We start from the raw sequence: 24,305 nt of genomic DNA, 5'->3' as shown, positions 1-24,305 counted from the left end.
GCGAAGAGGCCAGCAAGCACAGCGCACACTTCGCAGGCCACCGCCAACGCTCCACCCGGCGCGTTTCTTTTTTTGCGGAAGTACCCCAAGTGATCAAACACAAGAAAGCCCAGTGGCCCTGGCATGGGTTGACCGCGCTGGTCCTGGTGGGCCTGGCGTTCAGCCTGTACCTGGCCACCTCGATGATTTCCTACGAGTGGCGCTGGAACCGCGTTCCGCAATACTTCGCCTACAAGGCCGAGGAAACCCAGCGTGCCGCCAACCCAGGCACGATCGAGGAAATCGTGGTGTCCGGCGACAACGCCCGGGTCACCCTGAAAGACGAAAGCGGTGACACCCAGGTCATCGAAGTGGCCAGCGACAGCCTGCTGCTGGCCCGTGGCGATGATGTCGCCGAAGGCGACGCCATCGGCGTGACTCGCCATTGGGCGGCTGGCCCCTTGGCCTGGGGCCTGTGGACCACGCTGTGGATCTCGGTGATCTCCGGCGCCCTGGGCCTGGTGATCGGCCTGTTCGCCGGCCTGTGCCGGCTGTCGAACAACCCGACCCTGCGCGACCTGTCCACGGTCTACGTCGAACTGGTACGCGGCACGCCGCTGCTGGTGCAGATCTTCATCTTCTACTTCTTCATCGGCACCGTGCTCAACCTGTCCCGCGAGTTCGCCGGGGTCGCGGCGCTGGCGCTGTTCACCGGCGCCTACGTGGCCGAGATCGTCCGTGCCGGCGTGCAGTCGATCGCCAAGGGCCAGAACGAGGCGGCGCGCTCGCTGGGCCTGAACGGCAGCCAGTCGATGCGCCACGTGATCCTGCCCCAGGCCTTCAAGCGCGTGCTGCCACCGCTGGCCGGGCAGTTCATCAGCCTGGTGAAGGACACGTCGCTGGTGTCGGTGATCGCCATCACCGAGTTGACCAAGAGCGGCCGCGAGGCCATCACCACGTCGTTCTCGACCTTCGAGATCTGGTTCTGCGTGGCAGGCCTGTACCTGCTGATCAACCTGCCGCTGTCGCACATCGCCAGCCGGCTCGAGCGGAGGCTTGCGCAAAGTGATTGAAGTCCGTGACCTGCTGAAAGTCTTCGACACCCGCGGCCAGGTGGTGCGCGCGGTGGACAACGTCACCACCGGCGTCGCCAAGGGCGAAGTGGTGGTGGTGCTCGGGCCCTCGGGCTCGGGCAAGTCGACCTTCCTGCGCTGCCTGAACGGCCTGGAGCACTTCGACGATGGGCATGTGTCCATCAATGGCCTGCAACTGGACGACCCGAAGACCGATATCAACGCTTATCGCCGTGAAGTCGGCATGGTCTTCCAGCACTTCAACCTGTTCCCGCACATGACCGTGCTGGAGAACCTGTGCCTGGCGCAGAAGGTGGTGCGCAAGCGCGGCAAGGCCGAGCGCGAGGCCAAGGCCCGGGCGCTGCTGGAGAAAGTCGGCATCGCCCAGAAGGCCAACGAGTACCCGTCGCGGCTTTCGGGCGGCCAGCAACAGCGGGTGGCCATCGCCCGGGCCCTGGCGATGGACCCGAAGGTGATGCTGTTCGACGAGCCGACCTCGGCGCTCGACCCGGAAATGGTCGGCGAGGTGCTGGACGTGATGAAGACCCTGGCCCAGGAAGGCATGACCATGGTCTGCGTCACCCATGAAATGGGCTTTGCCCGGGAAGTGGCGGACCGGGTGCTGTTCTTCGACCATGGCAAGCTGCTGGAAGACTCGGCGCCGCAGGCGTTCTTCGCGGCGCCGAAGGATCCGCGGGCGCAGGCGTTCCTGCGCCAGGTGCTGTAGTACCTGTTCGCCGGCAAGCCGGCTCCTACAGGTATTTGTAGGGGCCGGCTTGCCGGCGAACCGGCCTTAAAGGCTGAACCGCCCCACCATCCCTCGCAACGCCCGTCCCAGCTGTTCCAGCTCACCACTTGAAGCCGCTGTCTGCTCACTGGCTTCATGGGTCTGATCGGACGCATCCCGCACATTCATCACGCTGCGATTGATCTGCTCGGCTACCACGCTTTGCTGTTCGCTGGCGGTGGCAATCTGCTGGTTCATGCCCTGGATGGTCGACACGGTTTCGGTGATCTGCCCCAGGGCATCACCCGCCTGGCGGCTGAGTTCGACGCTCTGCTCGGTGAGCTGCCTGCTGTCGTCCAGTAGCCCCATTACCTGGTCGGTGCCGCTGTGCAGGTTGTCGATCAATTGTTCGATCTCCTCGGTGGACTGCTGGGTGCGCTGGGCCAGGCCGCGTACCTCGTCGGCGACCACGGCGAAGCCGCGTCCGGCCTCGCCGGCCCGCGCTGCCTCGATGGCGGCATTGAGCGCCAGCAGGTTGGTCTGCGCGGACACCGACTTGATCACATCGAGGATCGAACCGATGCGTTGGCTTTCCCCGGCCAGGTGACCCATGGCGGCCTGGCAGTGTTCCATCTGCCCGGCCAGTTGCTCGATACGCCCGACCGCCTGGGCCACCACCTGGTCACCCCGTTGCGCCTGCTCATCGGCCGCAGTCGCCGCCCGCGAGGCCTGCTCAGCGTTCTGCGCCACTTCCTGGACCGTGGCGCTCATCTGGTTCATCGCCGTGGCCACCTGGTCGGTTTCCTCTTTCTGCTGGCCGACCCTGAGCTGGGTCTGCTCGCTGACGGTCGCCAGCTCATCGACAGCCTTGGACAGCTGGGTCACACCATGGTCGATACCCCCCAGCAGCTCGCGCAGGCTCAAGGTCATCGCGCGCATGCTGCCTTGCAGTTGCCCCAGTTCGTCATTGCGTATTACCTCGTCGACCTGGCTCAGGTCGCCTTGGGCGATACGTTCGGCCTGACGCAGGGCCTGTTTCAGCGGCACGGTGATCTGCTGGCTGATCACCCAGGCGGCCAGGGCGCCGATCAGCAGGGCCAGCAGGGCGACACTGGTCATCAGGCTGCGAGAGGCCAGGGCCTGCTCGTCGCGCTGCTCGATCTGGTGATTGCTCAGGGCCTGGCTGCTGGTGGTGATCTGGTTGCCCAGCTGCTCCATGTCATTCTGCACCTGTTCGACGATGATCGCTGCTTTGGCATACTGGCTGAGCTGTTCACGAAAGCGGGCCAGGTTGCTGGCTACAGGGGCGGACAGGGCGCTGTCGAGATCGACGCGCGGCAACCACTGGCGCAGTTGCTCGAGGGTGGTCTCGGCTCTGGTTGCAGCGTTCTGTCCGACCTGCTCGAAGGCTTGCAGCGGTTTGCTGTAATAGGCCGGAACAGAGGCCTGCTGGCTGGCGATTTCCACCTGCCGCTCAAGGGCTTCGATGAAGTTGAGGGCTTCCCCCTGGGCGGTGGTCTGGTTCAGGCGCTTCATGAGCTGGCCTTGCAGGTCGCTGATAGCGTGTTCCAGTTCACCGGTTTGTCTTTGCAACGCATCGCGCCGCTGTTGTCGGGCCTGCAAGGCGTGCTGGAGCTTGTCGAAGTCGCTCCGGTAGCGGCCGACGATTTCGCCCTTTTCAGTCAACAGGCGCACATCTTCCGGGGCGCTGTAACGCGGGCGCATGTTGGCCAGCAGGCTTTCGACCTGGCTGAGTGTCTGGGCGAGCTGGGCGCGGCTCTCGTCGTCGCCGAGCACTCGGAAGGTGATGCGCTCAGCGCGCAGGTCCTTGCTGTAGTCGTTGAGCTGGGCGATCTGGGTGAGCTTTTCCGAACGGTCGATGGCATCGTCGAGGGCGAGCCAGCCGGTCAGGGTGGTCAATGAGGTGAGCAGCAGGACCACGGCAAAGCCCATGGTCAGCTTGAGGCGCACGCTGAGGTGGCCAAGCAGGCGGTTGAAAGGTCCGAGCATGGTGAGTCTCCGGCGAATGGGTTCAGGGGACTCATCGGCCGGGACTGCGTAGGACTGGACCTGAGATTTGGGTAGGAAAACTCCTAGCGGTAAATAAGAAAAATCGTGAAGAGCGCGCTGGGTTCTGTAGGAGCGGCTTTAGCCGCGATGCAGGCACCACGGTGTGTGGCACCCACTTTGTGGGTGATCGCGGCTCAAGCCGCTCCTACAGGGGGCTGGCCATTACAGCCTGAACCGCCCCACCAGCCCTTGCAGGTGAGTGCCCAGCCGCGCCAGCTCGACGCTGGAACTGGCGGTCTCTTCGCTGGCGGCCGAAGTCTGGTCGGAGATGTCGCGCACGTTCATCACGCTGCGGTTGATCTCTTCAGCGACCGCGCTCTGCTGTTCGGCGGCGGTAGCAATCTGCTGGTTCATCGACTGGATCGACGACACGGTGCGGGTGATGGTGTCCAGCGAACTGCCGGCGCGACGGGTCAGCTCGACACTGCTGTCGGTCAGCTCGCGGCTGCTGTCCATCACGCTGGCCACACGCTGGGTGCCACTCTGCAGGCCGGCGATCAGTTCCTCGATCTCTTCGGTGGACTGCTGGGTACGCTGGGCCAGGCTGCGCACCTCGTCGGCGACCACGGCAAAGCCACGCCCGGCCTCGCCGGCGCGGGCGGCTTCGATGGCCGCGTTGAGCGCCAGCAGGTTGGTCTGCTGGGCCACCGATTTGATCACGTCGAGCACGCTGCCGATCTTGTCGCTCTCGCTCTTGAGCTGGTTCATCGCCTCGCTGGAGTTCTGCACCTCGCTGGCCAGGCGCTCGATCTGGGCGATGGCCTCGCCGACCACCTTGTCACCCTCGCGGGCTTGCTGGTCGGCCATCAGTGCCGCTTCCGAGGCCTGTTCGGCATTGCGCGCCACTTCCTGCACGGTGGCGGCCATCTCGTTCATGGCGGTGGCCACCTGGTCGGTCTCGACCTTCTGGTTGTTGACCCCGCTACTGGTCTGCTCGGTCACCGCCGACAGCTCTTCGGCGGCGCTGGCGATCTGGGTGACGCCGTCGCCGATACCACCGATCAGTTCGCGCAGGCCCTGGGTCATGCGCTGCATGCTGGCCTGCAACTGGCCCAGCTCGTCGCGGCGGGCGACCAGGGTGTCCTGGCGCAGGTCGCCGCTGGCCACGCGCTCGGCGGTGGCCAGGGTCTGGCGCAGCGGTACGATGATCTGCCGGGTGATGGCGAAGGCGGCGACAACGCCCAGCAGCAAGGCCAGGACAGTGGCACCGGCGAGCATGGACTTGGCCTGCTGGGTGCCCTGGTCGCGGACCTGGGTCTGGGAGACGGTCATGTCCTGGCTGGTGCTCAGCAGTACCTGGCCCTGTGCGGACATGCGCTGCATCGCCTGTTCGCTGGCGGCCTGGGCGCTGCCGAACTGGTTTACCGCGTCACGGTAGGCGGCCAGGGCGGTGGCGGCGTCGTCGAGGCTGGCGGCGAATTCGGCGGGAAGCTTGGCCGGCAGCGCCTTGAGCACGGCCAGGGCCTGGTCGATGGCGTTTAGCGCGGTCTGCTGGAATTCGGCCTTGCCGCTGTAGGTGTAGCCACGCACCTGGAAGCGGGCTTGCTGCAGCAGGGCGCTGACCTGCACCACCTGCTCGTACTGGCCGATATCGCCGCCCTGTAGCAAGCGCTGCTGGACCTTGCCGATCAGCTCGGCGGCCTTGTCGGCGCTGTCGCCGAGCATGCCGCGGCTGGCTTCGCGGCGCTGGCCGGCCTGCTTGAGCTCGGCGAAGGCTTGCTGGTACTGGCGGATGGCGTCCTGTTGCTGGTCCAGGCGCTGGCGGTCGCCGGGCAACTCGATCTGCCCGAGCATGAACTGCACCTGGCGCTCGAGGTTGGCCAGGGCCTTCTCCAGCGCGCCGACGGCCGCGTCATCGCGGTTGCGTTCGTAGTCCTGGCGGGCGAGGCGCAGGTCCTGGGTGTACTGCAGGATCACCGAGATGTTGCCGAGCTTGTCGCCACGGCTGGTCACGCTGTCGATGCCCATCCACCCGGTGAAGGTGATGCCCAGGGTGAGCAGCAGCACCAGGCCGAAGCCGACCCCCAACTTGCGATTGACGCTTACATTCCCCAGTGACTGGGCAAACCAACGGTACATAGACGACTCCCCGGCGCGTGGCAGTGCGGATTATTGTTCTCTTGCACAGGCCATCGGCGGGGAGCGGGGAAACTTGATGGTTAAAACTTGACCGTGGCGTCAGAAAATTCGCGAAAGCAGGGCGGTGACCGCCGTTTCCACACGCAGGATGCGATCGCCCAGCTGTACCGGGGCCAGGCCAGCCTTGCCCAGCAACTCCACTTCGTAGGGGATCCATCCACCTTCCGGTCCGATTGCCAGGGTGACCGGGCCTTCCACGGCGCGCGGGCAGGCCGGGTAGGGGCCGGGGTGACCGACCAGGCCCAGGGTGCCTTCGGCGATGGCGGGCAGGCGGTCCTCGACGAAGGGCTTGAAGCGTTTCTCGATGATCACTTCCGGCAGCACCGTGTCACGGGCCTGTTCCAGGCCGAGGATGAGGTTCTCGCGGATGGCCTCGGGTTGCAGGAACGGCGTCTGCCAGAAGCTCTTCTCGACCTTGTAGCTGTTGACCAGGATCAGCCGTGGTACGCCCAGGGTGGCGACCGTCTGGAACAGCCGGCGCAGCATCTTCGGCCGGGGTACGGCCAGTACCAGGGTCAGTGGCAGCTTGGCCGGCGGCGCCTGGTCGAAGGCCACCCGCAGTTCAGCCTCATGGCCTTCGAGGCGGATTACCTCGGCCTTGCCCATCAGACCGCCGATGCGGCCGACGCGCAGGCTGTCGCCCACCGCGACGCGGTGGATCTCCTGCATGTGGGTGAAGCGGCGGTCAGCCAGGATGACGCGGTCGGCCGACACGAAGTCGGCCTCTTCGAGGAGCAACAGGTTCACGGTTGGGTCGCAGGCGGCTGGTCGTTGTGGTCGTTGGGTGCTTCATCGCGTTCATGGCTGCGCTTGCGGATCAGGCCGCCGCACAGCACGCCGACCTCGAACAGCATCCACATGGGTACGGCGAGCAGGGTCTGGGAGAAGATGTCCGGTGGCGTGAGGATCATGCCGACCACGAAGCAGCCGATGATCACATACGGGCGGATCTTCTTCAGGTACTGCACGTCGACCACGCCAATCCACACCAGCAGCACCACCGCCACCGGGATCTCGAAGGCGACGCCGAAGGCGAAGAACAGGGTCATGACGAAGTCGAGGTAGCTGGCGATGTCCGTCATCATCGACACGCCTTCCGGCGTGGCGGCGGCGAAGAAGCTGAACATCAGCGGGAACACCAGGAAGTAGGCGAAGGCCATGCCGGCGTAGAACAGCAGGATGCTCGACACCAGCAGCGGGATGGCGATGCGCTTTTCATGGCGGTACAGCCCGGGCGCGATGAAGCCCCAGATCTGCTGCAGGATGAACGGGATCGCCAGGAACATCGAGACGATCATGGTCAACTTGAAGGGCGTCAGGAACGGCGAGGCCACGTCGGTGGCGATCATCGTCGCGTTGGCCGGCAAGTGGGCGCGCAGTGGCGCCGAGACCAGGGTGTAGATCTGCTGGGCGAAGGAGAACAGCCCGGCGAAGATCAGGAAGATGGCGGCGACGCAGCGCAGCAGGCGGGTGCGCAGTTCGGTCAGGTGCGAGACCAGCGGCATCGGCTGGTCATGTTCCGGATTTTCGCTCATGGGGCTCGTGGCGGTTGTGACGGCTCGGAGGGTGGCACTGCGGCGGGCTGCGCGGGGGCGGCCGTGGTGGCAGGCGTGACGGGCGTTTCAGGGGTGGTCGGCGGCTGCGCGGGCGGCACCAGAGGGTTGAGGATGCGCTTGGCCTCCTGCTCCATCTGCAGGATGTGCTCGTTGTGCAGTTGGCGGCGGATGTCGTCGGCGCCGATCTCGCGCTCCACTTCCATCTTGATGGCGTTGAAGCTGCGCTTCAGGCGGCCGATCCACAACCCCGCGGTGCGCGCCGCGCCCGGCAGGCGCTCGGGGCCGAGCACCAGCAGGGCGACCAGGCCGACGAGCAGCAGCTCGCTGAAACTGATGCCGAACATGGGTCAGTCTTTCCGCTGCGGCTCTTGGACCGGCTGGGCCTGGCCCTCGATGGTGTGGCCCTGGGCCTGCTGCGCGGTGTTCTGCACCGGCGGGACCGGTTGGGCCGGCGGCGGGGTCTGCTCGGCGGGCTTGTTCTCTTCTTCGTTCATGGCCTTGCGGAAGCCCTTGATCGACTCGCCCAGGTCGCTGCCGAAGTTCTTCAGTTTCTTGGTGCCGAACACCAGTACCACGACGACCAGCAGGACGATCCAGTGTTTCCAGTCAAAAATGCCCATTTCGTACTCCTGAAAAATATGTGTCGGTCTATCGGGCCCTGGGGGCTGCTTGGCAGCCCATCGCGGCACAAGGCCGCTCCTACAGGGATTTCAGGCGACGCGGCCCCTGTAGGAGCGGCCTTGCGCCGCGAAAGGGGCGCAACGCGCCCCCCGCAATCATTCAGGCAGAAGGCTGACGCGCGGCCTTCTCGTCATGCCCGGAAAGCCCGAACCGGCGCTCCAGCTCGTCCAGCACCGCCTGCGGATGCTGGCCCAGCGCGCTGAGCATGACCAGGCTATGAAACCACAGGTCTGCGGTCTCATAGATGACATCGCTGTAATCCTTGCTGACGGCGGCATCCTTGGCGGCAATGATGGTCTCGATGGACTCTTCGCCGAGCTTCTCGAGGATCTTGTTCAGGCCCTTGTGATACAGGCTGGCCACATAGCTGCTGTCCGGCGCCGCCTGCTTGCGTTCTTCCAGCACCTCGGCGAGGCGGTTCAGTGTGTCGCTCATGTCAGTGTCCTGCGCTGTAGATGGCGTCCGGATCCTTCAGGACCGGGTCGACGGTTTTCCACTGGCCGTCCTCGAAGACGCGGTAGAAGCAGCTTTCGCGGCCGGTATGGCAGGCGATATGCCCCAGTTGCTCGACCATCAGGATGATCACGTCGGCGTCGCAGTCCAGGCGCATCTCGTGCAGCTTCTGCACATGGCCCGACTCTTCGCCCTTGCGCCACAGCTTGCCACGCGAGCGTGACCAGTAGATGGCACGATGCTCGGCGGCGGTCAGGGCGAGGGATTCACGGTTCATCCAGGCCATCATCAGCACGCGCCCGGTCTTGTGGTCCTGGGCGATCGCCGGCACCAGGCCATCGCTGTTCCACTTGATCTCGTCCAGCCAGTCTTTCATCGTCGACTCCAAACCGGGCCCGCTCCTGTACCGGGCCTCTTGCGCTAGTGTGCCAGCCAGCCGCGCGGCTGGCTATCGGCGCACGATCAGGTACAGGCCCGCGGCCAGCATCAGCCAGGCCGGCCAGGCGGCCGGGGCGCTGAGGCTGACGGCGCCGGCCGCCAGCGTCGCGCCGCCGCCGAGCAGGCCGGCACCGAGCAGGCGCAGCGCCCAGTTGTCGCCCTGGCGGCGCCGTTCGGGCAATTGCGCATCATTGAGGTGCGGCTGTGACAGGCGTTCGAGCAGGTCGCGGGTCATGTCGGCCAGGTGCGGCAGTTGCTCGGCCTGGTTGTACAGGTTGCCGATCACCGCCTTGGGGCTCATGCGTTCGCGCATCCAGCGCTCGAGGAACGGCTTGGCGGTGCTCCACAGGTCCAGGTCCGGGTACAGCTGGCGGCCCAGGCCCTCGATGTTGAGCAGGGTCTTCTGCAGCAGCACCAGCTGCGGCTGGACTTCCATGTTGAAGCGCCGGGCAGTCTGGAACAGGCGCATCAGCACCTGGCCGAAAGAGATGTCCTTGAGCGGTTTCTCGAAGATCGGCTCGCACACGGTGCGGATCGCCGCTTCGAACTCGTTGACCTTGGTTTGCGCCGGCACCCAGCCCGAATCGATGTGCAACTGCGCCACGCGGCGGTAGTCGCGCTTGAAGAAGGCGATCAGGTTGCGCGCGAGATAGTCCTGGTCCTCGGAAGTGAGGCTGCCGACGATGCCGCAGTCGATGGCAATGTACTGCGGGCTCCAGGGCTTGACGGTGCTGACGAAGATGTTGCCCGGGTGCATGTCGGCGTGGAAGAAGCTGTCGCGGAACACCTGGGTGAAGAACACTTCGACGCCACGCTCGGCGAGCATCTTCATGTCGGTGCGCTGGTCGGCCAGGGTGGCCATGTCGGTGACCGGCACGCCATAGATGCGCTCCATCACCAGCACCTTCGGGCGGCACAGGTCCCAGTAGACCTGGGGCACGTACATCAGCTCGGAGCCCTCGAAGTTGCGCCGCAGCTGGCTGGCGTTGGCCGCCTCGCGCAACAGGTCGAGTTCGTCGTAGATGGTCTTTTCGTAGTCGCCGACGATCTCCACCGGGTGCAGGCGGCGGGCATCGGCCGAGGCCCGTTCGGCGGCCTTGGCGATCAGGAACAGCCAGGCCAGGTCCTGGGCGATGACGGGCTTGAGGCCCGGGCGCACCACCTTGACCACCACCTCCTCGCCACTCTTGAGGCGGGCGGCATGCACCTGGGCCACCGAGGCGGAGGCCAGCGGCTCGACATCGAAGCGGCTGAACACTTCGCCCACCGTTGAGCCGAGCTGCTCTTCGATCAGCGCCACGGCGTGCTGCGGGTCGAATGGTGGAACCCGGTCCTGCAGCAGCATCAGCTCGTCGGCGATGTCGGTGGGCAGCAGGTCGCGGCGGGTAGAGAGCAACTGGCCGAACTTGATGAAGATCGGCCCGAGGTCCTGCAGCGCCAGGCGCAGGCGCGCGCCACGGCTCAGTTGCAGTGGCTTGCGTGGCAGCCAGCGCCAGGGCATCAGCAGGCGCAGGCTGGCCAGCCACCAGGGCAGCAGGGGTTGTTCGAACAGCAGGTCATCGAGGCGGTAGCGGATCACGACGCGCTGGATGCGCAACAGACGGCGGACGGCGAGCAGCTTCATGCGTTATCGCTGGTATCAAGAGTGTGGGCGAGGCGGCGCAGGCGCGCCTCGAGGCGTTCGATGTCGACTTTCAGCGCATCGAGTTCGCTGAAGGCCGCTTCGGCTTCGCGTTTGCCGACCAGGGTACGGGATTCTTCGGCCAGGTACTCGGAGAGGTTCTGGCCGAAGCGGGCCAGGCCCTGCCGGGTCCAGCGCGCACGCAGGCGCAGGTGGCCGGCGATCAACGCCGTCGGTACCGGGCCGAGCCAGCGCTGCAGCTCGTACTCCCAGTCCAGGTCGAGGTCCTGCAGGATGCCGAACAGGTCGAGCATCACCGCGCTGTCGCCATGCAATGCGACCTGCGGGCTGTGCAGCACGGCGGTCTTGTCCTTGGCCAGGGCCAACTGCGCCAGGCGCCCGGCGGGGGCGCGCAAGGTGCAGTCGACTTCGCCCTGCCAGTGGGCGGCGAGCATCAGGCCCTGTTCATCGGGCAGCACGAACAGCTTGAGGGCCGGCTGCACGCAGTCGATCTCGACCACCTTGCCTTCGAGCATGGCCAGCCGCGGCAGCGCGGTGCTGTCCAGGCGCAGGACGCGGTTGAGCCCGTGCTCGACGCTGGCGAGCAGGCCGGCCAGCAGCATCAGGGCTTGATTCCCCGGTGCACGGCGACGATGCCGCTGGTCATGTTGTGGTAGGTGACGCGGTCGAAGCCGGCCTCGACCATCATGGCCTTGAGCGTTTCCTGGTCGGGGTGCATGCGGATCGATTCGGCGAGATAACGGTAGCTTTCCGAGTCGTTGGTGATCAACTTGCCGGCCAGTGGCATGAAGGCGAACGAGTAGGCGTCGTAGGCCTTGGACATCAGCTTGTTGGTGGGTTTGGAGAATTCCAGCACCAGCAGGCGGCCGCCCGGCTTGAGCACGCGCAGCATGGAGCGGATGGCTTCATCCTTGTGCGTGACGTTGCGCAGGCCGAAGGCGATGGTCACACAGTCGAAGTGGTTGTCCGGGAACGGCAGCTTCTCGGCGTCGGCCTGGACGAACTCGATGTTGCCGGCCACGCCACGGTCGAGCAGGCGGTCGCGGCCGACCTTGAGCATCGATTCGTTGATGTCGGCCAGTACCACCTGGCCGGTCGGGCCGACCAGGCGCGAGAACTTGGCGGCCAGGTCACCGGTGCCGCCGGCGATGTCCAGCACCCGGTTGCCGCTGCGCACACCGGACAGTTCGATGGTGAAGCGCTTCCACAGGCGGTGCATGCCGCCGGAAAGCACGTCGTTCATCAGGTCGTACTTGGCGGCCACCGAGTGGAACACTTCGGCGACTTTCTTCGCCTTCTGGCTCTCGGGCACGTCCTGGTAGCCGAAGTGTGTGGTGGGTTCGGCGTGGTCGCCTTTGCGCGGGTCGGTCATTTCGCTTCACCAGAAAAAAATTACGGCCATTCTAGGGGGATCGGGCGCATTTGTCTTGACGGGGTGTGCCGTCGGGCGGGCGGGGGCATAATGGCGCCATTGTCTTCATATCCAGGAACACCCGCATGACCCAGATCAGCGTCGAACGCAAACACTCCCTCGGCCGCGAAGCCGTCCGCGCCAAGGCGCAGGCGCTGGTGGACCGGCTGGCCCGTGAGTACGACCTCAAGGCCAGCTGGAACGGCGACCGCGTCGATGTGTCGCGCAGCGGCGCCAACGGCAGCGTGCAGATCTTCGACGACAGCATCCGCGTCGAGCTGAAGCTGGGCATGATGCTGTCGATGATGAGCGGCACCATCAAGGGCGAGATCGAGCGGGCGCTGGACAAGGCCCTGGCCTGAGAATGCATCGCGGATAAATCCGCTCCTACAGGTTGCGACAAACGTAGGAGCGGATTCATCCGCGATGCGCCGCGCGGGCGGCGCTCGATCTCATAGGCGCTGCAACGCTAACGTCGAACACCTCAAAAGCGCCCCACCTTAGGGTGAGGATTCTAATTTCTCCCCCTACCTTATGCTCAAGCCCGCAATCCATGGGCAGTTTCTCCCTCCCATCATGAGCATGAGGTGAAGAGCATGGCCAAAGAGAGTCTCAAGCACAAAGACGACGACCAGGGCACCCTGGGCGAAGTGCGCGGCTACGCGCGCAAGATCTGGCTGGCGGGCCTGGGCGCCTACGCCCGCGTCGGCCAGGAAAGCACCGACTACTTCAAGGAACTGGTCAAGGCCGGCGAAGGCGTCGAGAAGCGCGGCAAGAAACGTATCGACAAGGAGCTCGACGCCGCCAATGGCCAGCTCGACGAAGCCACCCGTGAAGTGACCCGGGTGCGCGGCAAAGTCGAGGTCCAACTGGACAAAATCGAGAAAGCCTTTGATGCCCGCGTCGGTCGCGCCTTGAATCGCCTCGGCATTCCGTCTAAACATGACGTTGAGGCGTTGTCCATCAAGCTTGAACAGCTGCACGAGCTGCTCGAGCGCGTCGCGCACAAACCATAAGGAGAGCAGGATGGCTGGCAAGAAGAACACCGAGAAAGAAGGTAGCTCCTGGGTCGGCGGAATCGAGAAGTACTCCCGCAAGATCTGGCTGGCTGGCCTGGGTATCTACTCGAAGATCGACCAGGACGGTCCGAAGCTGTTCGACACGCTGGTGAAGGATGGCGAGAAAGCTGAAAAGCAGGCGAAGAAGAGCGTCGATTCGGCCGCTGACAGCGCCAAGTCGGCGACCACTTCGCGGGTGTCCGACGTCAAGGAACGTGCCCTGGGCAAGTGGAGCGAGCTCGAGGAAGCCTTCGACAAGCGTCTGAACAGTGCCATCTCGCGCCTGGGCGTGCCCAGCCGCAATGAGATCAAGGCCCTGCACCAGCAGGTCGACACGCTGACCAAGCAGATCGAGAAACTGACCGGCGCTTCGATCACGCCGATCTCCAAGGCGGGCGCGAGCAAGACTGCGGCCAAACCGCTGGCCAAGCCGGCCGCCAAGACCGCCGCAGCGAAGCCAGCGGCCAAGCCTGCGACTAAAACCGCAGCGGCCAAGCCGGCGGCGAAACCGGCCGCCAAGCCGGCCGCGGCCAAGAAGCCCGCAGTGAAGAAAGCCGCTCCGGCCAAGCCTGCGGCCGCTGCGCCAGCAGCAACCGCCGCCCCGGCACCCAGCGCGGCGCCGGCCAGCGCCACCCCGTCGGCACCGGTGAACGCGGCCGCCCAGGCCTGACACCGCGTCGCCCTCAATTGCGGGGCAGGCCCGCTCCCTCGCAGCTCGCACAGGGCTCGTGGGCGCGGGCTTGCCCCGCGATCATTTCAACCTTCCAGGTACCTCATCGCCAACTGTTCCGCCGCCCTGCGCGCCGGCGCTTGCAGGTGCGGTGCCACCAGCATCATCACCTGGTAGACCACCACCCCCACATCGCCCTCGCGGCCGATCACCCGCTGATAGTCCAGCGAGCAGATCAGGGTCAAGGTGATCTGTTCGACCAGTTGCCCCAATGCCTGGGTTTCGCTGGTTACCTGCCCCTGGGCCTTGAGGCTGGCCAGCAGCGCGGCCAGGGTTCGCTTGAGGGCGTTGATCAGGCTGCGCATGCCCCGCGCCAGCTTGGGCAGGCGGCCGGTGAGGTTGGACAGGTCCTGGAGCAGGAACCGGTACTGGGCCATGCGTTCGACGATCAGGTGCAGGAACAGCCAGTAGTCCTCGGCCTCCAGCTGCACGTCCAGCGGTGGGTCGAGCAAGGTCATCAGCTCTTCCTCGAAGCGCTCGAACAAGCCGATCACCAGCGGCTCCTTGCCGTGGAAGTGGTAGTACAGGTTGCCCGGGCTGATGCCCAGTTCGTTGGCGATCTCCAGGGTCGAGACGTTCGGCTCGCCCTGGCGGTTGAACAACTGCAGGGCGCATTCGAGGATACGGTCGCGGGTCTTCATCCGTTCAGCGGGCCATTACATAGTTGCCTGGCGCAGGGCCCAGCGGTGGATAGGTGGCGTTGCCCAACTCGCTGCGCTGTGGCTTGAGCGTGCCCGAGCGCTGGGTGATCCATTCCTGCCACAGCGGCCACCAGCTGCCATCGCGACGCTGGGCATCGTGGAACCAGGCCCGTGGGTCGCTGGACAGCTTGGGGTTCTCCAGGTAGTACGCCTTGGGGTTGCCGGGCGGGTTGATGATGCTCTGGATATGCCCGCTGTTGGCCAGCAGGAAGCGCCGGTCGCCACCGAGCAGCAGGGCCGAGCGGTATACCGCGTCCCAGGGGGTGATGTGGTCGTTGCTGCCGGCGACGGTGAAGCTGTCGAGGTCGACCTGCTTGAGGTTGATGGGCGTGCCGCATACTTCGAGCCCTTCGGGGAAGGTCAGTGGGTTGAGCTTGAAGAAGTCCAGCAGTTCGCCGTGGTACGCGGCGGGCAGGCGGGTGCTGTCGGCGTTCCAGTAGAGAATGTCGAAAGCCGGTGGCTTCTTGCCCATCAGGTAGTTGTTGACCCAGTAGTTCCAGATCAGGTCGTTGGGGCGCATCCAGGCGAAGATCCGCGCCACCTCGCCGCCGTCGAGCACGCCGCGCTGGTAGGAGCGACGCTTGGACGCCTCGATGGTCTGCTCGTCGGCGAACAGGCTGGCGGGGCTGTCGAACTGGCTGTCGAGCATGCTGACCAGGTAGGTGGCGCTACGCACCTTGCGCAGTTGTTTCTTGGCCTGCAAGTGGCCCTGCAGGGCCGCCATGGTCAGCCCCCCGGCGCAGGCGCCCATGAGGTTGAGGTCGCGGCTGCCGCTGATGCTGCGGCAGGCGTTCAGCGCTTCCTCCAGTGCCTGCACGTAGCTCGACAGGCCCCATTCGCGGTGGCGCGGGTCGGGGTTGCGCCAGCTGACCATGAACACCTGCAGGCCGTTCTTGAGCATGTACTGGACGAAGCTGTTGGTCGGGCTCAGGTCGAAGATATAGAACTTGTTGATTTGCGGCGGTACCACCAGCAACGGGCGGCCGTACTGCTGTTCGCTCATGGGCTTGTACTGGATCAGCTCCAGCAGCTCGTTGCGAAACACCACCGCGCCGGCAGTGGCGGCGAGGTTGCCACCGACCTCGAAGGCACGTTCGTCGACCTGGCGCGGGAGGCCATCGTTGTGGCGCAGATCGTCAAGCAGGTAGCTGGCGCCGCGCAGCAGGCTCTGACCGCCGGTGTTGAACAGCTCCTTGACCGCCAGCGGGTTGAGCAGTGAATTGCTGGGGGCCACGGCGTCGCTGACCAGGGTGAACAGGAACTGCGCGCGGGCACGATCGTCATCACTCAGGGTGCTTTCCTCGATCCAGCGGCGGGTCTGCTTCTGCCAGGCGAGGTAGGCTTGCAGCCCACGGCGGTAGAGTGGGTTCTCGCTCCAGGTCGGGTCGCTGAAACGGTTGTCGCGGGCGTGGGGCTGGAACGGCGTGTCGCCAAGTATTACCCGGCCCAGGGTGCCGCCCAGCTCCAGCAGGTGGCGGGCGGTGTACAACGGGTGGCGCAGGCCGTGGCGGCCGACATGGCGCAGGGTCGACAGCAGGTCGCGGCCGCGCAGGCCGTTGATTGCGTTCTGCAGGTTCATGCTGGTGGCGGGGACCGGTGTCGTCCCTGTTGCCGGTTTGTCTTTCATGCCAACACTCCATCGTCAGGCCAGCAAGCGCTGGAACACAGCAAGGGCGGGCCGGCGCGTAATCCATGCGCCGGCCCGGCGTCAGCCGCCGGAGGCGGGCCGGGGGTGCATGACCGCGCGCTGGCGCTCTTGCTGGAGGAATTTCATGATGATCGGGGCGACGGCCTCGGCCCGGGTGATCAGGAACAGATGGCCATCGTCGATTATGTGTAGCTGCGCATTGGGAATTCGCCAGGCCAGCAGGCGCATGTTGATCAGCGGGATCAACGGGTCGTCGTCGCCGGCCAGCACCAGGGTGGGCTGGTGGATCTTGTGCAGCCAGTGGATGCTGGTCCAGCCAAACCCGGCGAACAGCTGCCAGTAGTAGCCCAGCTTGCCGCCGGAGCGGACCTTCGACGCATGGTGCAGGGCCAGGTCGGGGTCGCGGCGAAAACCACCGCCATAGATGGTCGGGGCGATGCGGATCACGTGGGACGGCTGGATGTAGCGCCGTGGGCTGGCCATCATCCACAGCACCTTGGGCTTGCCCGGCACCATCACCGCGCCGGCGGCGGTGGCGGCGAGCACCAGTTTCTTGCAGCGCTCCGGATAGTCGTGGGCGAATTGCTGGGCCAGGGCGCCGCCCCAGGACACGCCGATCACGTTGACCTGGCCGTAGTCCAGGTAGTCGAGCATGCGCGCCGTCAGCTTGGCCAGCCCGGGGAAGCGGTAGGGGTGGCGGGGCGTCGACGAGCCGCCGACGCCGGGCACGTCGAAGGCGATCACCTCCAGGTCCGGGTCCAGGGCCTCGATGAACGGGAACACCAGCTCGAGGTTGGCACCGATGCCGTTGAAGATCAGCAAGGGTGTCAGGTGCGGCTTGCCCGGACGGACCGCGGTGCGGATGGATTGATCATCCAGCTCGACGGTCCTGAAGATGTAGGGTGGCGGCATACGCGTGACTCTGTGGTGGACGTAGCGCGGTGATGCGCCAGCGGGCGCACCACCGCGGTTTCACTCAGCGTTCGTGGACGTAGGTGCCCGGCGATGCCTCGCCGGCTGCGTAGGCGCGGTTGCCCAGGCGCGTGGGCGCTTTCTTCAGTTCGCCCGCGCGCTCGCCCAGCCAGCTCTGCCAGTGCAGCCACCAGGAGTCGGCGTGCTTGACCGCGTTCTCCTGCCAGGCCACCGGATCGTCCGGGCGGTCCTCGCCGGTCATGAAGCGTGCCTTGGGGTTGCCTGGCGGGTTGAGGATGCTCTGGATGTGCCCGCTGTTCGATAGCACGAACTCGATCTTGCCGCCGAACAGGTGCGCCGAGCGGTAGCACGATTGCCAGGGGGTGATGTGGTCGGCGGTGCCGGCGACGCTGTAGATGTCACAGTCGACCTGCTTCAGGTCGATGGCGGTGCCGCACACTTCCAGGGCGTTGGAGCGGATCAGCGGGTTGTTCTTGAACATCTCGATGAGGTCGCCGTGGAAGGCGGCCGGCAGGCGCGTGGTGTCGTTGTTCCAGAACAGGATGTCGAACACCGGCGGCTCGTTGCCCAACAGGTAGTTGTTGACCCAGTAGTTCCAGATCAGGTCGTTGGGGCGCATCCAGGCGAACACCTTGGCCATGTCGCTGCCTTCGAGCACGCCGGCTTGATAGGAGTGGCGCTTGGCCGCCTCCAGTGTCTGCTCGTCGACGAACAGCGCCACCTGGGTGTCGACCGTGGTGTCGAGCACGCTGACCAGCAGCGTGAGGGCGTTGACCTTCTTTTCGCCGAGTGCCGCGTAATGGCCCACCAGCGCGGTACAGGTGATGCCGCCCGAGCAGGCGCCGAGCATGTTCAGGTCCTTGCTGCCGGTGATCGCCAGCACGGCGTCGACGGCTTCCTTCAGGGCATCGATGTAGGTCGACAGGCCCCACTCGCGTTGTGCCTTGGTCGGGTTGCGCCAGCTGACGATGAAGGTCTGTTGCTGGGAGCGCAGGCAGAAGCGCGCCAGGCTCTTTTCCGGGCTCAGGTCGAAGACGTAGAACTTGTTGATCTGCGGCGGCACCACCAGCAGGGGGCGGGCGTGCACCTGTTCGGTGATCGGGCTGTACTGGATCAGTTCCAGCACGTCGTTGCGGTACACCACCGCGCCTTCGCTGGTGGCCAGGTTCTTGCCCACTTCGAAGGCTTCCATGTTCACCTGGCTGGGCATGCCGCCGTTGTTGACCAGGTCCTTGGCCAGGTGGGAGAGGCCGTCGAGCAGGCTCTTGCCGCCGGTCTCGAAGAAGCGCTTGACCGCGGCGGGGTTGGAGAGGGTGTTGGTGGGCGCCATGGCCTCGGTCATCAGGTTGATGACGAACTGGCCGCGGCTGATGTCCTGGGGCGACAGGTCGCTTTCGCCGATCCAGTCGTGCAGCTCCTTGCGCCAGGCCAGGTAAGTCTGCAGGTAGCGGCGGTACAGCGGGTTGTTGCTCCAGGCCGGGTCGCTGAAGCGACGGTCGTCGCTTTCGGGCTGGAGGCTCGATTTGCCCAGCAGCACGTTCTTCAGCTCAAGGCCGAAATGCGCCACGTGCTTGGCGCTGTGCAGCGGTTGACGCATGGCCTGGCGCAATACCGTGCGCGCCGAGGTCAACAGATCCTTGCGGCGAATGCCGATGACCGGGTTCAGCCCCAGGGTGTTCTCCGAGGCCTGCCGCTGCAACTCATCGTTGTTCTTGTTACTCATCTACGACGCTCCGTTGTCCTGAGACGAGTACCGGTGTGCTGTGACAGCCCGGTACTGCTACTCGGGTGACCAGTGATAAGGAACAGCGGTGCTGCGACCGGGGGCGTGTCGGTGATGAGCGGCGGGATTTTCTGCGTGTGAAGACAGCCTGCTTTCGCTCGCGACCTCTACCTACCGGCCTGGCCCTGCTTGCCCGAAATGCAAAGCAGGGAACTTGCCAGCTCCATTGGTTACCCGACTTTCGTGTAATGCGCAAGACAGCCAGTCTTTGGCTGCCATCCAGGCATTCAAGCAGATGAGATTAGAAAATGCGCTCTAAAGCGTGGGAGCCTTGAGCTAGAGCATCAGTTTCACGACCGATTCGGAGGGGTCGCGGGATTTGCCGGCCTTGTGCAATTCGTCGAGGTAGTCGGCCCACAATTGCGCCTGGCGCAGGCACAGTTGCTCGAGGTACTCCCAGGTGAACAATCCGGAGTCATGGCCGTCGTCAAAGGTCAGTTTCAGTGCATATTGACCGGCCGGTTCCAGGCCGCTGAGGCCGACGTTGATCTTGCCGAACTGCAGGATGGGGTTGCCGTGGCCCTGGACCTCGGCGGAGGGGGAGTGCACGCGCAGGAATTCGGCGGGCAGGTGGTAGACCTCGCCGGGGGCGTAGGTGAGGGTGAGGGTCTTCGAGGCTTTGTGCAGGTTGATCGCGGTGGGCAGGCGGGCCATGGCTATGTCTCTCTCTGGCTTCAAGCGGCAAGCTTCGAGTGATTTTGGCCATTGTGCAAGGGGCTGCTGCGCAGCCCGCTCGCGGCACAAGGCCGCTCCTACAGACGATCGCGATTCCCTGTAGGAGCGGCCTTGTGTCGCGATGGGCCGCGCAGCGGCCCCATGCGGTCTTACAGGATGTAGCGCGACAGGTCTTCGTTCTGTGCCAGCTCGCCGAGGTGGCTGTTCACGTAGGCCGCATCGATGTGGATAGGTTTCTCGTCGTGGGTGCTGGCCAGGTCGCCGGCACTGAACGACACCTCTTCGAGCAGGCGCTCGAGCAGGGTGTGCAGGCGGCGAGCACCGATGTTCTCGGTCTTCTCGTTGACCTGGAAGGCGATCTCGGCCAGGCGCTTGAGGCCCTCGTCGGCGAACTCGATGTGCAGGCCTTCGGTCTTGAGCAGCTCGCGGTACTGTTCGGTCAGCGAGGCGTGCGGCTCTTTCAGGATGCGCTCGAAGTCTTCCGGGGTCAGCGCCTTGAGCTCGACACGGATCGGCAGGCGGCCTTGCAGTTCAGGCACCAGGTCGCTGGGTTTGCTCAGGTGGAACGCGCCGGAGGCGATGAACAGGATGTGGTCGGTCTTGACCATGCCCAGCTTGGTGTTGACGGTGCAGCCTTCGATCAGTGGCAGCAGGTCGCGCTGCACGCCTTCGCGGGACACGTCGGCGCCGCCGACATTGCCACGCTTGGCCACCTTGTCGATCTCGTCGATGAACACGATACCGTGCTGCTCGACCGCTTCCAGGGCCTTGGCCTTGAGCTCTTCCTCGTTGACCAGGCGGCCCGCCTCTTCATCGCGGACCATCTTCAGGGCTTCTTTCACCTTCAGCTTGCGGCTCTTGCGCTTGCCCTTGCCCATGTTGGCGAACAGGCTCTGCAACTGGTTGGTCATCTCTTCCATGCCGGGTGGCGCGGCGATATCGACGCCCATGTTCTCGGCGACTTCGATCTCGATTTCCTTGTCGTCCAGCTGGCCTTCGCGCAGGCGCTTGCGGAACAGCTGGCGGGTGTTGGAGTCGCCGCTGGACTGCTGGGCTTCCTCGCTGAAGCTGCTGACCCGCGCCTGCGGCAGCAGGGCGTCGAGGATGCGGTCTTCGGCGGCGTCTTCGGCGCGGTGGCGCACGCGGACGATTTCCTGCTCGCGCAGCATCTTCAGCGCGGCATCGGCCAGGTCGCGGATGATCGACTCGACGTCACGGCCGACGTAGCCGACCTCGGTGAACTTGGTCGCTTCGACCTTGATGAACGGCGCATTGGCCAGCTTGGCCAGGCGCCGGGCGATTTCGGTCTTGCCGACGCCGGTGGGGCCGATCATCAGGATGTTCTTGGGGGTGACTTCGGCGCGCAGCTCGGCAGGCAGCTGCATGCGCCGCCAGCGGTTGCGCAGGGCAATGGCGACGGCGCGCTTGGCGTCGTCCTGGCCGATGATGTGGCGGTTCAGTTCGTGAACGATTTCGCGGGGGGTCATGGACATGATCAATAGGGTCCTAAGGCGCAGTCATCAGTGTGGAAAAGTCCCGCTGTGGACGGGACGCCAAAACAACTGATCACTCGGCCAGGTCCTGCTCCTCGATGGTCAGGTTGTGGTTGGTGAACACGCAGATGTCGCCGGCGATGTTCAGGGCGGCCTCGGTGATTTCCCGGGCCGACAGGTCGGTCTTGTTCAGCAGGGCGCGGGCCGCGGCCTGGGCGTAGCCACCGCCGGAGCCCATGGCGATGAGGCCATCCTCGGGTTCGACCACATCACCGTTGCCGGTGATGATCAGGGATGCATCCTTGTTGGCCACGGCCAGCATCGCCTCCAGGCGGCTGAGCGAACGGTCGGTGCGCCATTCCTTGGCCAGCTCGACGGCGGCGCGGACCAGGTGGCCGGAGTGTTTCTGCAGTTGCGCTTCGAAGCGCTCGAACAAGGTGAAGGCGTCGGCGGTTGCACCGGCGAAACCGGCGATGACCTGGCCGTTGTACAGGCGACGGACTTTCTTGGCGTTGCCTTTCATCACGGTGTTGCCGAGGGAAACCTGGCCGTCGCCGCCCATGACGACTTTGCCGTTACGGCGGACAGAAACGATGGTAGTCAAGGGAGAGTCTCCACGCAGCGGGGCGAAAATGCCTGATGCGGACTCATATGGGGGGAGGGGGGAAGGATTTCAACCGCAAAGGATGAGCGGTGCCAAGACAGGATGTTTCCGAAAGGGCAGGGCGTGCTTGATCCCCGTAGGAGCCGGCCTTGCCGGCGAACACCGGCAAAGCCGGTGCCATGCACCACGGCGCATGTTTCGCCAGCAAGGCTGGCTCCTACAGGGGCATCATCAGGCTTCGTGGCAGATGTGCCCGTCGACCAGGGTGTAACGCACCGCGCCCGGCAGGCAGTGGCCGATGAACGGGCAGTTCGCGCCGCGGGAGTACCACTGCTCGCCGGCAACGGTGGACGCCTGCGGATCGAACAGCACCAGGTCCGCCGCGCCACCCACCTTCAGTTCGCCGGCCGGCAGACGCATGGCCGCGGCCGGGCCGCTGCTCAGGCGTGCCAGCAACGTCGGCAGGTCGAGCAGACCGTCTTCCACCAGGGTCATGGCCAGCGGCAGCAACAGTTCGACGCTGCTGATACCGGGTTCGGTGGCGCCGAACGGCGCCAGCTTGGCATCACGCTCGTGGGGCTGGTGATGGCTGGAGATCGCCTGGATAACCCCGGACTTCACCGCCTCGCGCAGGCCGTCGCGGTCGGCGGCGGTGCGCAACGGCGGCTGCACGTGGTACAGGCTGGAGAAGTCGCGCAGGGCCTCGTCGGTGAGGATCAACTGGTACAGTGCCACATCGGCGGTGACCGGCAGCCCCAGTTGCTGGGCCTGGGCGATCAGCCGGGCGCCACGGGCGCTGGTGATCTGGGTGAAATGGGCACGCACGCCGGTCTGCTCGACCAACAGCAGATTGCGGGCCAGGGCCACGGTCTCGGCGGTTTCCGGGATACCCGGCAGGCCGAGGAAACTGGCCATCGGGCCTTCGTGGGCCAGGCCGCCCTGCGACAGGTCGCGGTCCTGGGAGTGGAACACCACGGTCAGGTCGAAGGTCGCCGCGTACTCCAGGGCACGGGCCAGGGTGCGGTTGTTGGGGATCTCTTTCAGGCCGTTGCCAAAAGCCACGCAGCCGGTGTCGCGCAGGGCGACCAGCTCGGCCAGTTGTTCGCCTTCCAGGCCCTTGGTCAGGGCGCCGATCGGGTAGACCTTGCTGTTGGCCGCTTCGCGGGAGCGGTCGAGGATCAGCTCGGCGACGGCGGAGGTGTCGAGAATGGGCTTGGTTTGCGGCGGGCAGCACAGGCTGGTGACGCCACCGGCCACTGCGGCGCGGGTCTCGCTGGCGATGGTGCCCTTGCGGCTGTAGCCCGGCTCGCGCAGCGACACGCCAAGGTCGACCAGGCCCGGAGCGGCCACCAGGCCGTCGGCCTGGAGCGTGCGGCTGGCGCTGAAGCCGGCCGGGGCCGCGCCGATGGCGGCAATGCGCCCGCCTTCCAGGTGCAGGTCGGTGACGCGGTCCAGGCCGCTGGCAGGATCGATGACCCGGGCGCCGATAATGCTGATGGTCACTGGGCGTTCTCCTGGTCGAATTGACGTTGCGCGTTCTGCCCGCTCATGGCCATGGACAGCACCGCCATGCGCACGGCGATGCCGTAGGTGACCTGGTTGAGGATCACCGAATGCTTGCCGTCGGCCACCGCCGACTCGATTTCCACGCCGCGGTTGATCGGGCCCGGGTGCATGACGATGGCATCCGGCTTGGCCCCGGCCAGGCGCGCGGTGGTCAAGCCGAACAAGCGGTAGAATTCGCCTTCGCTGGGCAGCAGGCCGCCGGCCATGCGCTCACGCTGCAGGCGCAGCATGATCACCACGTCGACGTCCTTCAGGCCTTCGGCGAGGTCGGTGTAGACCTTCACCCCATACTGTTCGATACCGATCGGGATCAGCGTCTTCGGGCCGATCACGCGGATGTCCGGGCAACCCAGCGCCTTGAGCGCGAGCATGTCCGAGCGGGCCACGCGCGAGTGCAGGATATCGCCAACGATGGCCACCGACAGGTTCTCGAAGCTGCCCTTGTGGCGACGGATGGTCAGCATGTCGAGCATGCCCTGGGTGGGGTGCGCGTGGCGGCCGTCACCGCCGTTGATCACCGCCACGTCCGGGCACACATGCTCGGCGATGAAGTGGGCGGCGCCGGAGTCGGAGTGGCGCACGACGAACATGTCGGCGGCCATGGCCTCGAGGTTGCGCAGGGTGTCGAACAGGGTCTCGCCCTTGCTGGTCGAGGAGGTCGACACGTTCAGGCTGATCACATCGGCCGACAGGCGCTGGGCGGCCAGTTCGAAGGTGGTGCGGGTACGGGTGGAGTTCTCGAAGAACACGTTGCACACGGTCTTGCCGCGCAGCAACGGGACTTTCTTCACGGCCCGGGCGCCGACTTCGAGGAACGAGTCGGCGGTGTCGAGGATCTCGGTGAGCAGTTCGCGGGGCAAACCGTCGAGCGAGAGGAAGTGGCGCAGCTGGCCCTGGTCATTGAGCTGCAGCGGGCGCTTGGCGTCGAATGGCGTCATCGCGGGG

Annotated in this window: 25 protein-coding genes and 1 pseudogene; 5 read left to right on the top strand and 21 right to left on the bottom strand. The window is 65.4% G+C overall.

The annotated features are described in order from the left end of the window. Window positions 1-89 precede the first annotated feature (89 nt). Together P5705_RS05805 and P5705_RS05800 are read left to right on the top strand one after the other, a co-directional pair. The gene (locus tag P5705_RS05805) at window positions 90-1,052 is read left to right on the top strand and encodes an amino acid ABC transporter permease (RefSeq protein WP_277459946.1); all 963 of its coding nucleotides are present in this window, start codon (window positions 90-92) and stop codon (window positions 1,050-1,052) included. Next, window positions 1,045-1,779, top strand: coding sequence for an amino acid ABC transporter ATP-binding protein (locus P5705_RS05800; RefSeq protein ID WP_277460003.1), 735 nt, complete (start codon window positions 1,045-1,047; stop codon window positions 1,777-1,779). The genes P5705_RS05805 and P5705_RS05800 overlap by 8 nt, the downstream gene beginning before the upstream one ends. Window positions 1,780-1,845: 66 nt before the next feature. Here P5705_RS05800 and P5705_RS05795 read toward each other — a convergent pair whose 3' ends face one another. The 12 genes and pseudogenes from P5705_RS05795 to ubiE form a co-directional block, all read right to left on the bottom strand. Next, window positions 1,846-3,789 (bottom strand): methyl-accepting chemotaxis protein, encoded by a 1,944-nt coding sequence (locus tag P5705_RS05795; RefSeq protein ID WP_277459945.1) that lies wholly within the window; start codon window positions 3,787-3,789, stop codon window positions 1,846-1,848. A 222-nt stretch (window positions 3,790-4,011) separates the two neighbouring features. Next, window positions 4,012-4,725, bottom strand: a complete 714-nt coding sequence (locus tag P5705_RS26330) for a methyl-accepting chemotaxis protein (protein WP_430624231.1) — start codon at window positions 4,723-4,725, stop codon at window positions 4,012-4,014. Window positions 4,726-4,866: 141 nt separating this feature from the next. Then, window positions 4,867-5,817 (bottom strand): annotated as a pseudogene (locus P5705_RS26325) (methyl-accepting chemotaxis protein); the annotation flags it as partial. Between the two features lie 210 nt (window positions 5,818-6,027). Continuing rightward, window positions 6,028-6,735: a 16S rRNA (uracil(1498)-N(3))-methyltransferase gene (locus P5705_RS05785; RefSeq protein WP_011536074.1), complete on the bottom strand. Its 708-nt coding sequence runs from the start codon at window positions 6,733-6,735 to the stop codon at window positions 6,028-6,030. Then, window positions 6,732-7,523: a twin-arginine translocase subunit TatC gene (tatC, locus tag P5705_RS05780; RefSeq protein WP_011536073.1), complete on the bottom strand. Its 792-nt coding sequence runs from the start codon at window positions 7,521-7,523 to the stop codon at window positions 6,732-6,734. The genes P5705_RS05785 and tatC overlap by 4 nt, the downstream gene beginning before the upstream one ends. Further along, window positions 7,520-7,888, bottom strand: coding sequence for a Sec-independent protein translocase protein TatB (gene tatB / locus P5705_RS05775; protein WP_277459943.1), 369 nt, complete (start codon window positions 7,886-7,888; stop codon window positions 7,520-7,522). Before tatB ends, tatC begins: the two co-directional genes overlap by 4 nt. A 3-nt stretch (window positions 7,889-7,891) precedes the next feature. Beyond that, entirely contained in the window at window positions 7,892-8,164 is a 273-nt protein-coding gene (locus tag P5705_RS05770) for a twin-arginine translocase TatA/TatE family subunit (RefSeq protein WP_277459942.1), read from the bottom strand. Window positions 8,165-8,324: 160 nt separating this feature from the next. After that, on the bottom strand, window positions 8,325-8,660 hold the full coding sequence (locus tag P5705_RS05765) for a phosphoribosyl-ATP diphosphatase (protein WP_213658635.1): 336 nt from the start codon (window positions 8,658-8,660) through the stop codon (window positions 8,325-8,327). Between the two features lies 1 nt (window position 8,661). Next, window positions 8,662-9,054, bottom strand: a complete 393-nt coding sequence (gene hisI, locus P5705_RS05760; protein ID WP_050707261.1) for a phosphoribosyl-AMP cyclohydrolase — start codon at window positions 9,052-9,054, stop codon at window positions 8,662-8,664. 72 nt (window positions 9,055-9,126) lie between these two features. Then, window positions 9,127-10,740 (bottom strand): ubiquinone biosynthesis regulatory protein kinase UbiB, encoded by a 1,614-nt coding sequence (gene ubiB / locus P5705_RS05755; protein ID WP_277459941.1) that lies wholly within the window; start codon window positions 10,738-10,740, stop codon window positions 9,127-9,129. Next, window positions 10,737-11,360 (bottom strand): ubiquinone biosynthesis accessory factor UbiJ, encoded by a 624-nt coding sequence (locus tag P5705_RS05750; RefSeq protein ID WP_213658632.1) that lies wholly within the window; start codon window positions 11,358-11,360, stop codon window positions 10,737-10,739. The genes ubiB and P5705_RS05750 overlap by 4 nt, the downstream gene beginning before the upstream one ends. Next, window positions 11,360-12,130, bottom strand: a complete 771-nt coding sequence (gene ubiE / locus P5705_RS05745; RefSeq protein WP_011536066.1) for a bifunctional demethylmenaquinone methyltransferase/2-methoxy-6-polyprenyl-1,4-benzoquinol methylase UbiE — start codon at window positions 12,128-12,130, stop codon at window positions 11,360-11,362. The genes P5705_RS05750 and ubiE overlap by 1 nt, the downstream gene beginning before the upstream one ends. A gap of 125 nt (window positions 12,131-12,255) precedes the next feature. Here ubiE and P5705_RS05740 point away from each other — a divergent pair, with 125 nt between their 5' ends. The 3 genes from P5705_RS05740 (at window position 12,256) to P5705_RS05730 (ending at window position 13,897) form a co-directional block, all read left to right on the top strand. After that, window positions 12,256-12,531 (top strand): polyhydroxyalkanoic acid system family protein, encoded by a 276-nt coding sequence (locus tag P5705_RS05740; RefSeq protein WP_213658631.1) that lies wholly within the window; start codon window positions 12,256-12,258, stop codon window positions 12,529-12,531. A gap of 234 nt (window positions 12,532-12,765) precedes the next feature. After that, a complete protein-coding gene (locus P5705_RS05735; protein ID WP_277459940.1) occupies window positions 12,766-13,185 on the top strand; it encodes a phasin family protein in 420 nt (139 codons plus the stop codon). Between the two features lie 10 nt (window positions 13,186-13,195). Then, window positions 13,196-13,897, top strand: a complete 702-nt coding sequence (locus P5705_RS05730) for a phasin family protein (protein WP_277459939.1) — start codon at window positions 13,196-13,198, stop codon at window positions 13,895-13,897. Between the two features lie 86 nt (window positions 13,898-13,983). Here P5705_RS05730 and P5705_RS05725 read toward each other — a convergent pair whose 3' ends face one another. From P5705_RS05725 to P5705_RS05685, 9 genes are all read right to left on the bottom strand, one after another. Further along, entirely contained in the window at window positions 13,984-14,598 is a 615-nt protein-coding gene (locus P5705_RS05725) for a TetR/AcrR family transcriptional regulator (RefSeq protein ID WP_011536062.1), read from the bottom strand. A gap of 4 nt (window positions 14,599-14,602) precedes the next feature. Then, window positions 14,603-16,285 (bottom strand): class II poly(R)-hydroxyalkanoic acid synthase, encoded by a 1,683-nt coding sequence (gene phaC / locus P5705_RS05720; protein WP_277459938.1) that lies wholly within the window; start codon window positions 16,283-16,285, stop codon window positions 14,603-14,605. Between the two features lie 81 nt (window positions 16,286-16,366). Continuing rightward, window positions 16,367-17,218: a poly(3-hydroxyalkanoate) depolymerase gene (gene phaZ, locus P5705_RS05715; RefSeq protein WP_277459937.1), complete on the bottom strand. Its 852-nt coding sequence runs from the start codon at window positions 17,216-17,218 to the stop codon at window positions 16,367-16,369. 64 nt (window positions 17,219-17,282) lie between these two features. Beyond that, the gene (gene phaC / locus P5705_RS05710) at window positions 17,283-18,962 is read right to left on the bottom strand and encodes a class II poly(R)-hydroxyalkanoic acid synthase (RefSeq protein WP_277459936.1); all 1,680 of its coding nucleotides are present in this window, start codon (window positions 18,960-18,962) and stop codon (window positions 17,283-17,285) included. A 336-nt stretch (window positions 18,963-19,298) separates the two neighbouring features. Then, window positions 19,299-19,676, bottom strand: a complete 378-nt coding sequence (locus P5705_RS05705; RefSeq protein ID WP_240066909.1) for a gamma-butyrobetaine hydroxylase-like domain-containing protein — start codon at window positions 19,674-19,676, stop codon at window positions 19,299-19,301. 170 nt (window positions 19,677-19,846) lie between these two features. Beyond that, window positions 19,847-21,190 (bottom strand): ATP-dependent protease ATPase subunit HslU, encoded by a 1,344-nt coding sequence (hslU, locus tag P5705_RS05700; protein WP_277459935.1) that lies wholly within the window; start codon window positions 21,188-21,190, stop codon window positions 19,847-19,849. 73 nt (window positions 21,191-21,263) lie between these two features. Beyond that, complete coding sequence (hslV, locus tag P5705_RS05695; RefSeq protein ID WP_011536056.1) at window positions 21,264-21,794, bottom strand: ATP-dependent protease subunit HslV; 531 nt, start codon at window positions 21,792-21,794, stop codon at window positions 21,264-21,266. Window positions 21,795-22,025: 231 nt separating this feature from the next. After that, window positions 22,026-23,297 carry a dihydroorotase gene (locus tag P5705_RS05690; RefSeq protein ID WP_277459934.1) on the bottom strand — a complete coding sequence of 424 codons (1,272 nt, stop codon included), beginning with the start codon at window positions 23,295-23,297 and terminating at the stop codon, window positions 22,026-22,028. After that, window positions 23,294-24,298: an aspartate carbamoyltransferase catalytic subunit gene (locus tag P5705_RS05685; RefSeq protein WP_011536054.1), complete on the bottom strand. Its 1,005-nt coding sequence runs from the start codon at window positions 24,296-24,298 to the stop codon at window positions 23,294-23,296. The genes P5705_RS05690 and P5705_RS05685 overlap by 4 nt, the downstream gene beginning before the upstream one ends. Window positions 24,299-24,305: the final 7 nt, after the last annotated feature.

Origin of the sequence: Pseudomonas entomophila (genome assembly GCF_029478665.1) — a bacterium.
Classification (GTDB): Bacteria; Pseudomonadota; Gammaproteobacteria; order Pseudomonadales; family Pseudomonadaceae; genus Aquipseudomonas; species Aquipseudomonas entomophila_F.
The sequence above is the reverse complement of the archived record's forward strand: the minus strand, read 5'-3'. Positions and strand labels throughout refer to the sequence as shown.

Coding starts and splice junctions, on each gene's coding strand:
- P5705_RS05685 (WP_011536054.1), bottom strand. CDS start 24,298: ATGACGCCATTCGACGCCAAGCGCCCGCTGCAGCTCAATGACCAGGGC.
- phaC (WP_277459938.1), bottom strand. CDS start 16,285: ATGAAAGACAAACCGGCAACAGGGACGACACCGGTCCCCGCCACCAGC.
- phaC (WP_277459936.1), bottom strand. CDS start 18,962: ATGAGTAACAAGAACAACGATGAGTTGCAGCGGCAGGCCTCGGAGAAC.
- hslU (WP_277459935.1), bottom strand. CDS start 21,190: ATGTCCATGACCCCCCGCGAAATCGTTCACGAACTGAACCGCCACATC.
- P5705_RS05770 (WP_277459942.1), bottom strand. CDS start 8,164: ATGGGCATTTTTGACTGGAAACACTGGATCGTCCTGCTGGTCGTCGTG.
- P5705_RS05740 (WP_213658631.1), top strand. CDS start 12,256: ATGACCCAGATCAGCGTCGAACGCAAACACTCCCTCGGCCGCGAAGCC.
- P5705_RS05795 (WP_277459945.1), bottom strand. CDS start 3,789: ATGCTCGGACCTTTCAACCGCCTGCTTGGCCACCTCAGCGTGCGCCTC.
- P5705_RS05730 (WP_277459939.1), top strand. CDS start 13,196: ATGGCTGGCAAGAAGAACACCGAGAAAGAAGGTAGCTCCTGGGTCGGC.
- phaZ (WP_277459937.1), bottom strand. CDS start 17,218: ATGCCGCCACCCTACATCTTCAGGACCGTCGAGCTGGATGATCAATCC.
- hisI (WP_050707261.1), bottom strand. CDS start 9,054: ATGAAAGACTGGCTGGACGAGATCAAGTGGAACAGCGATGGCCTGGTG.
- P5705_RS05750 (WP_213658632.1), bottom strand. CDS start 11,360: ATGCTGCTGGCCGGCCTGCTCGCCAGCGTCGAGCACGGGCTCAACCGC.
- ubiE (WP_011536066.1), bottom strand. CDS start 12,130: ATGACCGACCCGCGCAAAGGCGACCACGCCGAACCCACCACACACTTC.
- ubiB (WP_277459941.1), bottom strand. CDS start 10,740: ATGAAGCTGCTCGCCGTCCGCCGTCTGTTGCGCATCCAGCGCGTCGTG.
- tatB (WP_277459943.1), bottom strand. CDS start 7,888: ATGTTCGGCATCAGTTTCAGCGAGCTGCTGCTCGTCGGCCTGGTCGCC.
- P5705_RS26330 (WP_430624231.1), bottom strand. CDS start 4,725: ATGAACGAGATGGCCGCCACCGTGCAGGAAGTGGCGCGCAATGCCGAA.
- P5705_RS05735 (WP_277459940.1), top strand. CDS start 12,766: ATGGCCAAAGAGAGTCTCAAGCACAAAGACGACGACCAGGGCACCCTG.
- P5705_RS05725 (WP_011536062.1), bottom strand. CDS start 14,598: ATGAAGACCCGCGACCGTATCCTCGAATGCGCCCTGCAGTTGTTCAAC.
- tatC (WP_011536073.1), bottom strand. CDS start 7,523: ATGAGCGAAAATCCGGAACATGACCAGCCGATGCCGCTGGTCTCGCAC.
- P5705_RS05765 (WP_213658635.1), bottom strand. CDS start 8,660: ATGAGCGACACACTGAACCGCCTCGCCGAGGTGCTGGAAGAACGCAAG.
- P5705_RS05705 (WP_240066909.1), bottom strand. CDS start 19,676: ATGGCCCGCCTGCCCACCGCGATCAACCTGCACAAAGCCTCGAAGACC.